The 13,541-nt window shown below is 27.7% G+C and carries 10 protein-coding genes; 9 read left to right on the top strand and 1 reads right to left on the bottom strand.

Annotated features, from left to right (window positions below; genetic code table 11):
- Positions 1–27 precede the first annotated feature (27 nt).
- From CSBG_RS02840 to CSBG_RS02865, 6 genes are all read left to right on the top strand, one after another.
- Positions 28–2,052, top strand: coding sequence for a cell division FtsA domain-containing protein (locus tag CSBG_RS02840; RefSeq protein ID WP_008676891.1), 2,025 nt, complete (start codon positions 28–30; stop codon positions 2,050–2,052).
- A 37-nt stretch (positions 2,053–2,089) separates the two neighbouring features.
- The gene (locus tag CSBG_RS02845; protein WP_008676893.1) at positions 2,090–3,280 is read left to right on the top strand and encodes a M20 family metallopeptidase; all 1,191 of its coding nucleotides are present in this window, start codon (positions 2,090–2,092) and stop codon (positions 3,278–3,280) included.
- Positions 3,281–3,347: 67 nt separating this feature from the next.
- Positions 3,348–4,319, top strand: coding sequence for an RluA family pseudouridine synthase (locus tag CSBG_RS02850; protein WP_008676895.1), 972 nt, complete (start codon positions 3,348–3,350; stop codon positions 4,317–4,319).
- 13 nt (positions 4,320–4,332) lie between these two features.
- A complete protein-coding gene (locus CSBG_RS02855) occupies positions 4,333–5,952 on the top strand; it encodes a polysaccharide biosynthesis protein (RefSeq protein ID WP_008676898.1) in 1,620 nt (539 codons plus the stop codon).
- A 497-nt stretch (positions 5,953–6,449) separates the two neighbouring features.
- On the top strand, positions 6,450–7,010 hold the full coding sequence (locus CSBG_RS02860; protein ID WP_008676901.1) for a sigma-70 family RNA polymerase sigma factor: 561 nt from the start codon (positions 6,450–6,452) through the stop codon (positions 7,008–7,010).
- Entirely contained in the window at positions 7,007–8,083 is a 1,077-nt protein-coding gene (locus tag CSBG_RS02865) for a DUF4179 domain-containing protein (RefSeq protein WP_008676904.1), read from the top strand. Before CSBG_RS02860 ends, CSBG_RS02865 begins: the two co-directional genes overlap by 4 nt.
- A gap of 127 nt (positions 8,084–8,210) precedes the next feature.
- Here the strand turns inward: CSBG_RS02865 and spoVB are convergent, their stop codons facing one another.
- Positions 8,211–9,710 carry a stage V sporulation protein B gene (spoVB, locus tag CSBG_RS02870; protein WP_008676906.1) on the bottom strand — a complete coding sequence of 500 codons (1,500 nt, stop codon included), beginning with the start codon at positions 9,708–9,710 and terminating at the stop codon, positions 8,211–8,213.
- Between the two features lie 173 nt (positions 9,711–9,883).
- Between spoVB and CSBG_RS02875 the strand changes: the two genes are divergently transcribed.
- From CSBG_RS02875 to CSBG_RS02885, 3 genes are all read left to right on the top strand, one after another.
- Entirely contained in the window at positions 9,884–11,176 is a 1,293-nt protein-coding gene (locus tag CSBG_RS02875; protein ID WP_008676909.1) for a hypothetical protein, read from the top strand.
- A 156-nt stretch (positions 11,177–11,332) separates the two neighbouring features.
- Complete coding sequence (locus CSBG_RS02880; RefSeq protein WP_008676911.1) at positions 11,333–11,830, top strand: hypothetical protein; 498 nt, start codon at positions 11,333–11,335, stop codon at positions 11,828–11,830.
- A 22-nt stretch (positions 11,831–11,852) separates the two neighbouring features.
- Positions 11,853–13,538, top strand: coding sequence for a B12-binding domain-containing radical SAM protein (locus CSBG_RS02885; protein ID WP_008676913.1), 1,686 nt, complete (start codon positions 11,853–11,855; stop codon positions 13,536–13,538).
- Positions 13,539–13,541: the final 3 nt, after the last annotated feature.

Genomic DNA, 13,541 nt, shown 5'->3' on the forward strand with positions numbered 1-13,541 from the left:
TTATATTAAATTATGAGGTGTTAGCAAATGAATAATGTAGATTCAAAGAACATTAAATTTGCACTAGATGTAGGAACAAGATCTATTATTGGAAGTGTAGGAATAGTAGAAAATGACAAGTTAAAAGTAATATGTGAAAGATATCTAGAGCATGAAGAAAGAGCAATGATAGATGGACAGATTCATGATATAGAATTAGTAGCAAAATCCGTAAAAAAAATAGTAGATGATATAGAGTTAGAACTTGGAATAAAGTTAGATAATGTATCTATTGCTGCAGCTGGTAGATTTTTAAAGACTATAAATTCAGAAGGGAAAATGGAGCTTAATTCTGAAGAGGAGATAAAAAAAGAAGACATAAGAAACTTAGAGATGATTGCCTTAAAAGAAGCAGAATGTGAAATAAATAAAACTACAGATGGAAAGTTATATTGTGTAGGTTACTCAGTAAAAAACTATTATTTAAATGGATTTGTTATATCTAATTTAATTGGACATAAAGGTGAAAACGTATCTGTAGAAGTAATAGCAACGTTTTTACCACGCTCAGTAATTGATTCACTGTATACAGTTATGAAAAAGGTTGGATTAAGAGTAAGTAATTTAACTTTAGAACCTATTGCTGCCATAGAAGCTGTAGTTCCTAAAAACTTAAGACTTCTAAATATAGCTTTAGTAGATATTGGAGCAGGAACATCCGATATAGCTATAAGCTCAAAGGAAAGCATATCCTCATATGGAATGGTTCCACAGGCTGGCGACGAAGTAACAGAGGCTGTAGTGCAGGAATGTTTAGTTGATTTTAATACTGCTGAATACATAAAAAGAAATTTAGATTTAAAAGAAGAGATAACATATACAGATATAATTGGATTTGAAAATACAATTAAGTCTGAAAATATAAAAAAAATAATAAGACCTGTAGTGAAAAAAATTGCAGAAGGTATTTCTTCAAAAATCATCGAGCTTAATGGAAATAAATCTCCAAGTGCATTGTTTTTAGTTGGGGGAGGGGCACATACTCCTTGGATGATAGAAGAGCTTAGTGAAAAATTAAATATTCCGGTTCAAAGAATAGCAATAAAAGATAGAAAAGCTGTAGTTGATTGTATAAGTGATAATAATTTAGGATCAGCAGGAGTAACAGTACTAGGAATTGCTCTTATAGCGTTAAAAAATGGAGAAAAAGATTTTATAGATGTTATATTAAATGGAACACCTGTGAGTATGTTTAATTCTCATAATCATACTATTATGGATGTTATTATACAGGCAGGTATAAATCCAAGTATGCTTATAGGAAAAAATGGAAAGAATTTAAGATACAAATTAAACGGCGTGAAAAGAATAGCTTTTGGAGAAAAAGGAAAAAATCCTACAATAAGACTTAATGATAAAATAGAAAGCATGGATAAGAAAGTTAAAGATGGCGATATAATAGAGATAGCCTATGCAGTGTTAGGAAAAGATGCAAGACCTAAAGTGATTGAACAAATAAAAGAATTTAATAGTATTAGCATATATATAAATGATGAATTGATAAATTTAGAGCCAATGATTATTGTTAATAATGAAATTAAGAGCATAGACTATTATATACAAGAAGATGATGATATAAATATAATATTTCCTAAATCAATTAAAGATATAAAGGAATATATAATAAAAGAAGATGTCTCATTAGAAAAAGATGGAGTGCAATTATTAGAAGATTATATAGTTAACGAAGGTGACAAATTAATATCTTATAGAAATATAAGTTTTAAAGATATGCCAAAAGGTGAAATTAATAAAGATGCTAATAAAGAAGAAGTTCAAGTGAATGATGATAAAAAAAATTTAAGTAGTGGTACTGAGATAGAAGTAACATTTAATGATAAGTTAATAACACTTAGTGGACAAAAAGATTATATCTTTGTTGATATCTTTAATTATATAGACTTTGATTTAAAAGAAGCAAAGGGAATAATTAATTTGTTACTTAACGGAAATAAAGTGGGATATACAGAAAAGTTGAAAGATGGGGATAATATTCAAGTTTTTTGGAGCTAATAAAGCTAAATTCTGCATGAAAATAGGGGGCAATAATATGAATTTTAAAAATGAGGCAATAAGCATAAAAAATGAGTTGATAAATATAAGAAGAACTTTACATGAGTATCCTGAAATAGGAATGGAAGAATACCAAACTTCGAGATTTATAAAAAACTTTTTAAAAAATCAAGGAATAAAGTTTGAAGAGGTTTCTAAGACAGGTGTATGTGGAATAATAAGAGGAACTAAGAAAAATGATGAAGGTAAAGAAAAAACTATAGCTTTAAGAGGAGATATAGATGGATTACCAATTGTAGATAAAAAAGTATGTGATTATTCATCAAAGGTTAATGGAAAAATGCATGCATGTGGGCACGATGCACATACAACTATATTACTTGGAGCAGCTAAGATATTAAATGAAAATAAACATTTATTTAGTGGAAATATAAAACTATTATTTGAGCCAGCGGAAGAAACTATAGGTGGAGCTAGGTTCATGATAGAAGAGGGAGTACTTGAGAATCCAAGAGTTGATTGCATATGTGGTCTTCATGTTGAAGAAACTCTGGAGTGTGGAACTATAATGTTAAAGGGTGGCGTAGTAAATGCTGCATCTAATCCATTTACTATTACTATAAAGGGGTCTGGTGGTCATGGAGCCTATCCTCATACAACTGTAGATCCAATTGTTATAGCAAGCCACATTGTATTAGCATTACAAACTATAGTAAGCAGAGAAATAAATACAGCCAACCCAGCAGTTATAACGGTAGGAAGTATTCATGGTGGAACGGCTCAAAATATAATACCAGAAGAAGTTGAAATAAGTGGTATTATAAGAACTATGAGTAAAGAAGACAGAGTATTTGCAAAAGAAAGATTAGTTGAAATCGTTGATGGAATATGCAAATCTTCAAGAGCAACTGCAAAGATAGAGATAGAAGAATCTTATCCTAATTTATATAATGATGATTTTATGGTTGATTTATTTAAGATAGGAGCTGAGAAAGTTATAGGAAAAGAAAATATACTAATTCAAAAAAATGCAAAAATGGGTGTTGAAAGTTTTGCATATTTTGCAAATGAAAGACCAGCAGTTTTTTATTTTTTAGGATCAGGAAATAAAAGTAAAAATATAATTTATCCTGCCCATAGTAGCTTATTTGACATAGATGAAGATTGCCTGCCATTAGGCGTAGCAATGCAATGTCAAATGGTGTTTGAGTATTTGACAAGAAGCTAATTTAATATTAATCTATAAAAATGGGGAAAATATAGTTAGAATACTAAAAAAACTAGGAGTGATTAGTTTGAGAATAGAAATAGGCACAAATGAAGCAGGTCAAAGATTAGACAAATTTTTAAGAAAATTATTAAAAGATGTTCCTTTAAGTAAAATATTTAAAGCTTTAAGAAAAGGCGATGTAAAAGTTAATGGAAAGAAACAAAAAGAAAATTATTCTTTGCAAATAGATGATGTAGTAGAAATTAAATATATACAAAGTAATAAGGAAAAGCCAGAAGAAAAGTTTATTAAAGTTAATGCTAGAGGAATGAAGATTACTTATGAAGATTCTAATATGCTAATAGTTGAAAAATGGCCTAATATTTTAGTGCACCCTGATGAAAAGGGAAAAGAGGCAAGTTTAACTGATTACGTATTATCATATTTAAACGAAAAAGGTGATTACTTACCTGAAAATGAATTAACATTTACTCCTGCACCATGTAATAGATTAGATAGAAATACTTCAGGAATAGTTATATTCGGTAAAAACTTTGAAGCATTAAGAACAATGAATGAAATGATTAGAGAAGGTAAAGTTGAAAAATATTATAATACATTGGTAAAAGGCAAGATTAAAGATGGATTATATAAGGGATATATTCATAAAAATGAGGAAGCTAATATTTCAAGAATATATGATGAAAAAATAACTGATTCAAAAGAAATAGCAATGGAAGTTAAAACTTTAAAAACAAATGGGGCATATTCATTTTTAGAAATAGATTTAATAACAGGAAGAAGTCATCAAATTAGAGCACACCTATCACATTTAGGAACTCCTATAATTGGTGATAATAAATACGGAGATAGAAAATTAAATTCATTTTTTGCAAATAAGTTTGGACTTGATTGCCAGTTCTTATATGCATATAAATTAATTTTTAGAGATGCACCAGATAAATTAAGCTATTTAAACAATAAAACTATAATAGAAAGTTTACCACCAGTATTTAAGAAGATTAAAAATGATGTGTTTAAATTCACAATAAAATAAAAGGTGATTGGGTATGGAGCAAAAATCAGCCGGACGTGGCTTTTTAATATTATCAATTGCAGGTATTGCTGGTAAGTTATTATCAGCAATATATGTTCCTTTATTAACAGCTGTTTTAGGTGAAACAGGTTATGGAATATACACTGCTGGATATGATATATTTGTTTTTTTAATTGCAGTAACTAGCTTAGGTGCACAACCTGCAGTTACAAAAGTTGTTACAGAGCTTAGAGCAATAGGGAATCATAAAGATGCACTGCGAGCTATGAAACTAGCTATAAGGTATTTAGCTATGATAAGTATAGCAATTGCTGGAATTTTTATGGTTTTAGCATTTCCACTTTCAAAAATAATTAGTGCGGAGCAATCAGCCTGGACTTTTGTGTTTTTGGCACCTGCAATAATTTTTGCAGCTATATTAGCAGCATATAGAGGGTATATGCAAGCAGTTGAAGAGATGGAGGCGCTTGCTATATCTCAAATTATAGAGCAGTTAGTAAATGTTATACTTAGTTTAGTCTTTGCAGCTGTATTAATTGCTGTAACAAGTAGTGATGAGTGGGGAAGTGCAGGGGGAACTGTTGGAACTTCCTTAGGTGCTATAATAGCAATAATATATATAATATATATATATGAAAAAAGAAATTATAAAGAAGAAGCTGAAAAAAATCATGATCCAAGTAGAAGAAGAGTATCAGATAAAAGAATAGTTAAAAAGTTATTTATGTATGCCCTTCCTATAACATTAGTTGCAGGAGTCCAAAATTTTGCGGGTGTTATAGATACCATGACTCTAGGAAGAGGCTTGAGTTCGGCAGGATTTAATCAAGAACAAGTCAATGATTTAAGAGCTGTCTTATCATATTATAAAACTCTTGTTTATGTTCCTTTAGCTATAGTAACTGCGCTTGGAACTTCAATATTTCCTAAGGTAATACAGGCTTTTGTACATAAGAATAAAAAAGATTTAAAGCAACAAACAAGCTATGCATTTAGAATAACATACATAATAATAATGCCAGCTACATTTGGGTTAGCTATATTAAGTAAAGAGATATATAAATTCTTATTTAATAACACATCTACAGGATATACCTTACTTATGTATGGATCAGCTTTACTTATATTTATGTCAATAACAACTATACAAAATGTTATTCTTCAAGGAATTAATAAATTGTACTTAATAATAGTGTCTGCAAGTGCAGGATTAATAGCAAAAATAGTTATAAATCTAATATTAATCCCAATCCCAAGCATAAATATAATGGGAGCAGTAGTAGCAACCTTTGTATCATTTATTATTCCAGCAGTAATAAATCATAGAAAAATAGAGAGATTTTTTAAAGTTAGAATACCTATAATAAGGCAAGCAATAGTACCGACTATTTGTTCCATGTTAATGGCAATTGTAATATTTTTAGTAAAGTTTCCGGTTATTAAAGTGGCAGATATGCTTGGAGGCGGAAGAGTTATCATTGCTATAGCAACACTAGTTTTAATAGGTATAGGTGGAGTAGTATATTTATATACAATGGTTTACTTTGGAGGAATAAGAAAGAAGGATTTAGATTTAATTTCACCAAAGGTATTTAGATTCTTACCTAGAAGTCTTAGAAAAGAACTTATATAAAGAATTTATAATGGACAATTGAAAATAGATAATTGAGGTTGAAATTCAGATGGTGCTGAATTTCTTGAATTGATTAGGCTAGATAAAAGAATGGGTTTTTGAAAGTATTATTTTAAGAGTTAAATCAAGAATTAAAGTGCTAGAATATAATTTATATTTAGTTGTAGATAAAAGAAAAGTCCTTTGTAGTTATGGAGACTACAGAGGGCTTTTTTTAATTGATAATTGGTAATGGATAATGCATAATTTAGATTGAAATTCAGATAGATCTGAATTTCTGGAATTTATTTAAATAATTAAAAGAATGAAGTGAAATTTAAAATTGCATGAAAATTAAAAAGTAATTTATTTTGGAGTAATAATGTTTCTATTAATAAAGATTTTTAAAAAGTTTGAGAAAAGTTTATTTGTTGATAGATATACATGTTTTATTTACGAAATATTAAGTGTAAGAGAAATTTAAAAAGGCAGGCATGTATGGAAAGAAGGGGTAAATAATGAGGATTACAGAAGAGAACTTCATTATTCAGATGAAAATGAGAAATGAAAAATCTATAGATTACGTTTTAGATAATTATGATTGGATAATTAAGGCTATTGTAAAGAAACATTTATATAATTTAGAAAACTTTCAGGATGAGTGTATAAATGATGTGTTATTAGCTGTTTGGTATAACATAGAAAGTTTTGATGAGGATAGAGGTCAATTTAAAAACTGGCTTGCTGGGGTAACAAAGTTTAAATGCCTAGATTATAAGAGAAAATACTTGAAGGAATTGTTATATGAGAATATTGATGATTTAAATATAAGTGTTGAAGATACAGCTAATAAAGAGATAATGAAAAATGAGTTGAATGATGAAGTTGAAGATCTGCTAAATAACCTTAAAGATGATGACAAAAGTTTATTTATGAAACTTTATGTTGAGGAAAAGAATATTGATGATATAAGTAGTGAGACTGGCTTAAAAAGAGAAGTAATTTATAATCGGATATCTAGAGGAAAGAATAAAATTAGAAGCTTATTTAGATTGAATGAAAGTAGGTGTAAATTATGAGTAAAAATATCTATGATATGTTAAACGATTATAATATTAATTTTGATGAACTTAAAGAAGAAGGATTTAATGATATAGAGAAAAAGAAAATAAAATATAATTTTAAAAAATCCATTAATAAAGAAAATAAGAAAAGCAATAAGAGAAAAAAGACTATCATAGCAGCAACATTCATAGGAGCACTTTTTATTGGATTTATAGGAACTGATGTTGGAGCTACAGTGGTTTATGGTATAAAGATGGCAAGTTATGAAATAGCAACATTTTTAGGAATAAAAAAAGATCTATCGTCTTACAAAACAGTTGTAAATAAAACTTTAAGTAATTATGAATTGGAAATTAAATTAAATGAGATTATTTTAGATAATGATGAGTTAATAATATCTTCTACATTTAAACCTAAAGATGAAAAATTAGAGGGAAAATCAATTTTTCTTATACCAGAGGTATTTGTAAATGGGAGTTCCTTGGGAGTAACTATGGCAGGTGGATTAGGAGGAATAATAATAGATGACTCTGGCTATTCCACAGCAATGGAATGTTCTTTTAAAGAAGAGGAGTATAATGGGGACTTAGATATAAAAATTACTTATAGAGATATGTTTATAAATCAAGAATTTAAACGTACTGAGCCTATTACTTTTGAGTTTACTACAAGTAGCGAAGAACTAGCAAATAATACTAAGAAAATAGAATTAAATAACACCTTCACATTAGCAAGTGGTGAGGAGATAAAGTTAAATAAATATACTTCAAATGTAATTAGCGAGAAGATTTACTATTCCATAGATCGTAAGGGGAAAGATGAAACACCCTATTATATAAAATTAAAAGGTCAAGATAATGAGGGGAATAAAATAGCCTTTACACTTAGTAAGGGCACTAGCAACTGGGGAGTATTAAAACTAGATAATAAAGAATATAAAATCAGTGAAACAGCTACATCTATTACTCTCGCACCTTATGCAATACAATTTCCTATAGAAAATAATAAAAGTGATAATAATATAGAACAAATAAATGATAATGATTTGACACAAATAGGTGAGGAATTTTCTATTCAAATTAATTAGCAATAAAAATAAGGGAGTCGCGTTTCGCGACATCCCTTATTTTTATATGCAATAACTCTTTCACTTTTCACTGCTATTATAAATTAGAAATATAAGTTAGTATTGCCTATATATCCACAATTTATAATTACTCATCTTCAATCCCAAAGAAGCTAAGTACAGTAAAAATAATAAATGTTAATGAAATAATTATTAGATTTTTAGTTATAAACAAATCATTTAGAAATTTAGCTGTAAATAATTTAAGGATCATAAATATTAATACTGATAACAGTAAAAATATACTTATATTGCTTTTTGATAAGGCTAGATATATGTGTTTTTGAACTTCTCTAAGATTTATAAATAAACTTACACTAGAGGTTATAAATATAGTTATACCATACCCCATTATATTAACACCTGGAAGACCAATAAATATAAATAGACAAATAAGCTCTAAGATTGATACGATTAGTGAGTTTTTAAGTATCACTCCTTGTTTATTTAATCCATTTAGTATTCCAAACATAGTATTGGCAGTAAAGAAAATAGGAGCGCTTAATGATGCAATCTTTATATACTCGCCTAAGTCATCTCTACTGTAAAACATTTGACCTAATGAATCAGGAATTATATTACAAATTATGGCTGTAGCAAGTCCAAGTAAAAATGCTAGTTTCATAACTTTCTTTATTCTTACAGTAGCATTATAGTAGTCACCCCTACTTAAGGTTTCTGATAAATCAGGAACGATAAGAGAATTAATAGATCCAATAACAATCATTGGAAATGTGACTATTGTTAATGCCATTCCAGTAAATTTTCCTATCATTCCTAAGGCTGTTACAGTATCAAAACCAGCAGCAGCTAATCTTCTAGGAACTAGTAAGGTAGATGCTGTACCAAATAGATTTCCAAGGAACCCATTAAGACATAATGGGAATGCGATTATAAAAACATTAAATAATAATTGTGAGGCTCTCTCTGGTTTATCAAATGATGGAGGAGCTTTTTTAGAAATATTTTTATAATACACATACAATAATAGTAAACTTTGTAGCTCTCCAATTGCTAAAGAAACATAAGCTAATGTTACCATAGATGTAATTGTTGTGGCTTTAAACATATAAATTAATAAAGCAATTGTGATAATACGCATAGCTTTTTCTAGAATGTCAATAAACGAAGGAACTACTATTTTAGAAACTCCATAAAAGTAACCTTTTAATATATTAGATAAAGCTATGAATACCATTGCTGGACAGGTTATTCTTATAGCATTAACAGTTCTCATATCATGTATACCGTATTTACTTATGTAGGGAGCTAAAAAGAATACCATAATTCCTATAGCAATTGCCCATATTACATTAAAACTTGCAACTGTTCGTATAGTCTTACTTATGTTATTATATTGGCCTTTAGATTTATATATTGCAGATACTTGGGATATAGCTGCTATAATTCCAGCAGTCATTAAGCAGATAAAAAGATTGTATATAGGCATTACTAAGCCATATAGTCCTATCCCAACAGGGCCTATAAGTTTTGATAAGTAAATTGAAAAAATAAATCCTAAAATCCCAGTGGTTATATTAGATGCTGTAAGAAGAAATGAATTTCTTACAAAGCTATCCTTTTTCAAAGTTTATCACCCCCAATCAGTACATTTATATCTATTCCCAAATAAAAGGAAATATGACTCTGCTAAATATTAAGAAAATAAATAGTTAAAGGAAAAATTAAATTATTTTAAAAGTAATAATTTATGTATTTCAAAATATAAATTAAACATAAATAGAAAATAAGGGGGAGCGCATGAAGAGGTTTATTAAATTTTTGCTTGTTTCAATTATAGTAGTGACTATCGCCTTTGGAATTTTTAAGGTTACAAATAAATATGATTTAGATATTTTAAATAAAAATATAGATTGGTCAATAAGCCTTAAAGGGTGTGAAGGAGCTAAAAGTTTTGCTTTTGATGAAGAAGGTAATTTATATTTAGCATTTGAAGATACAATTAGAGTACTTAATAAGGATGGAAATGATGAACTTATAATAAGGGAAAGTAAATTTAATATTTTAGATATACTGTATTATAATAAAAAGTTATACATAGCCACAGATAATAGGATATTAGAATACAACTTAGATGCAAAATCTTATAAGGAGCTTATAACTGATATACCTAATAATGGTATGAACAAGAAAGTGAATTTACTTTTAAATAATGATAAATTATATTTTTCTGTTGGAAGTAATACTAACTCAGGTGTAGTTAATTCAAAAGGTGAAGCATTTGATATTGCAACTAGTCCATGGATTGTAACAGGAAATAATTATGGAGATGGGAAAACTGGTGCTTTTTCTCCCTATTCAGTAAGTAATGAGGTAGGGGAAAAGGTAGAATCTCAAAAAATAGGTAATGCCGCTATATTATCTTATGATATTAAAACTGAAGAAATAAAATTATATGCTCATGGAATAAGAAATATAAATGGATGGGATACAGATAATGAAGGGAAAATTAAGGCAATAGTTGGAGGAATGGAAGATTTACCGCCTAGAAATATAAAGGATGATAAGGACTATATATATAATCTTCAAGAAGAAAATTGGTATGGATGGCCTGATTATAGTGGTGGAGATCCTATAACATCTCCAAGATTTACAGATTCAGTAAGACAAGAATTTTTAATAAAGAATCATCCAGATAAAAATCCAAGTGCTCCGATATATCAAGATAATGATGTTTCATCATTACAAGGATTAGCCATAGATAAGGATGGAATATGCTTTGAAAAGAATACTATTGTCTTTGGAAATAATAAAAAAGGATTTATTTATGCATTAAGTAAGGATGGAGTAGCAAGAGATTTAGTAGATTTAGGAGATAAGAGTAAGATAGAGAAAATATTATTTTATAAAGATAGTTTTTATATTTTAGACAGTAAACTTGGATGTTTATATAATCTTGAGTACAATAAGGCTGGAAAATTATTTAGGCTTCCGAAGATATTATGGATTTTTTCTATAGTATTTATTATAGTGATAATTATATGTGTATTAATAAAGAATAAAAGTAAAAATGTAAAAATTAATAGTAAATAATTATAAGTAAAGAAGAGAAAGTCTTAAAAGATATATAGGTATACTCTATTTATATATTTTAAAGAAATCTCTTCTTTTTTATTAAATTTATTAATAAATTATGGAAGTGATAAATATAAATATAATATAACTTATGTAATTAGGAGGTAAGGTGAGATGGGAAAAACTATAGTACTTAATTTATCAGATGTAAAGCTAAATGGAGATATACTAGATGTTGGGGAGAGTTTTGGTGTTATTTACAATATATCAAAAGATGTAATGGATGAAATTTCAGTGGATTATGTGGGAGTAGATAATTCAAGTATTATTCTTAATGAAGAAGAATATGATACTTGCACAATGTTTTTTCATCTAAGTAAAATGTGGAATAATTATAGTAGATTAAAGCTGATTGAAGAAGTGACAAAGTACATTAAAGTTGGTGGAGAAATATTTATATGGGACATAAATAAAGAAGTGAAGGATATGATTAATAATAAAATAATGGCAGTATTACCTTCAGGTAAAGTAAGAGAATTTGAATTTAAAAATTTAAATCCAATAATAAAGTCAAATATAGAGGATAATAAAAAATTACTTGAAAAATACTATAAAATAGAAGAAACTAAATTATGGGAGGATATACATTTTATAAAAGGTATAAAACTTTAATATTGAAAGGAAGAAGATACGTATGAAAATTTTGCTTACAGCTATAAATTCTAAATTTGTACACAGTAATTTAGCTGTTAGATACTTAAGGGCCTTTACTAAAGATATGAATTATGATTGTAAGATTAGAGAGTTTTCTATTAATGATAGAGATGAAAAAATATTAGAAGAAATAATAAAAGAAAGGCCGAATGTAGTGGCCTTTTCAACTTACATCTGGAATATAGAAATAATAAAAAGACTTTCTAATCTTATAAAACTAGTAGATGAAGACATAGAGATATTGTATGGAGGTCCAGAAGTATCTTATGATAGTCAAAACATATTAAAAGAATTAAATGGAGAATATATCATTGAAGGAGAAGGAGAAAAAACATATAGAGAGTTTGTGGAATATAAATTAGGAGAAAGAGAAATAAACTCAATAAGAAGTTTATATTACAAAGCTGATGGTGAAGTAATATCAAATGGAAAAAGGCCTCTTATGAATATGAATGAATTAATATTTCCCTATGAAGAAGATGAAAATTTAGATAATAAGATAGTATATTATGAGGCTTCAAGAGGGTGTCCTTTTAATTGTAAATATTGTTTATCATCAACGACTCATGGAGTTAGATTCTTGGATATAGATAGAGTAAAGCAAGAATTAAAATATTTTATAGATAAGGAAGTTAGACTTGTAAAGTTTGTAGACAGAACTTTTAATTGTAATCATAAATTTACCATGGCTATTTGGGAGTTTCTTATTAATCAAGATACTAAAACTCAATTTCATTTTGAGATATCAGCGGATATATTAAAAAAATCTGAACTTGAACTATTAAGAAAAGCACCAAAGGATAGATTCCAATTTGAAGTTGGAGTACAAACTACAAATGATGATGTATTAAATAGAATAAATAGATTTGTAAATTTTAGCGATATAAAAGAAAAAGTAGAAGAACTTATTCAAATTAGAAATATAAAACAACATCTTGATTTAATAGCAGGACTTCCAGGAGAAGATTATAATTCATTCAAAAACTCATTTAATGATGTTTATAGTATAAGCCCAGAAGAAATTCAATTAGGATTTTTAAAGCTTTTAAGAGGATCATCAATGAGGGAAGAAGCAGAAGAGTATGGAATGAAATACTCGCCATATCCGCCATATGAAATACTGAAAACTAAAGATATAAGTTATGATGAATTAATAAAGCTTAAGAAAGTGGAAGAAATGGTCGATAAATACTATAACTCCCAAAAGTTTGATAACATAATAAAATATTTAGTAAACAAGTTTGATACACCTTTTGATTTTTACTATACTTTAGGGACATATTTTGACTCTAAAGGATATTTTGATAGAAACATAGGAAATAGTGAGTATTATAGAGTATTTTTAGATTTTAATATGGAAATATTAAAAGGAGATAACTCTATATTAAAAGAAATATTAAAATTTGATTATCTTAGATTTAATAAAAAAAGGGGAATGCCAGAGTTTATACAAAGGAATTTAGATAAAGATGAGGAGCTAAAAATAAAAGATCAATTTAAAGGTGTATATTCTTTTAAAGATTATCATCTAGAAATATTTGATATAAACATAAGTAAATTTATAAAAAATTCTACTGTAGTTAAAGAAAAGGATTATTACTTATTTGGTCATGGAGGTGATATAGTACATATTACAGATAAAAAACAGAAATTTAAGAAAATATAAAAT

The organism is Clostridium sp. 7_2_43FAA (assembly GCF_000158375.2).
Classification (GTDB): Bacteria; Bacillota; Clostridia; order Clostridiales; family Clostridiaceae; genus Clostridium; species Clostridium tertium.

Excerpts from the sequence above, each read along its gene's own strand:
- CSBG_RS02855 (WP_008676898.1), top strand. The coding sequence starts at position 4,333 with ATGGAGCAAAAATCAGCCGGACGTGGCTTTTTAATATTATCAATTGCA.
- CSBG_RS02840 (WP_008676891.1), top strand. The coding sequence starts at position 28 with ATGAATAATGTAGATTCAAAGAACATTAAATTTGCACTAGATGTAGGA.
- CSBG_RS02860 (WP_008676901.1), top strand. The coding sequence starts at position 6,450 with ATGAGGATTACAGAAGAGAACTTCATTATTCAGATGAAAATGAGAAAT.
- CSBG_RS02875 (WP_008676909.1), top strand. The coding sequence starts at position 9,884 with ATGAAGAGGTTTATTAAATTTTTGCTTGTTTCAATTATAGTAGTGACT.
- CSBG_RS02880 (WP_008676911.1), top strand. The coding sequence starts at position 11,333 with ATGGGAAAAACTATAGTACTTAATTTATCAGATGTAAAGCTAAATGGA.
- CSBG_RS02845 (WP_008676893.1), top strand. The coding sequence starts at position 2,090 with ATGAATTTTAAAAATGAGGCAATAAGCATAAAAAATGAGTTGATAAAT.
- CSBG_RS02885 (WP_008676913.1), top strand. The coding sequence starts at position 11,853 with ATGAAAATTTTGCTTACAGCTATAAATTCTAAATTTGTACACAGTAAT.
- CSBG_RS02865 (WP_008676904.1), top strand. The coding sequence starts at position 7,007 with ATGAGTAAAAATATCTATGATATGTTAAACGATTATAATATTAATTTT.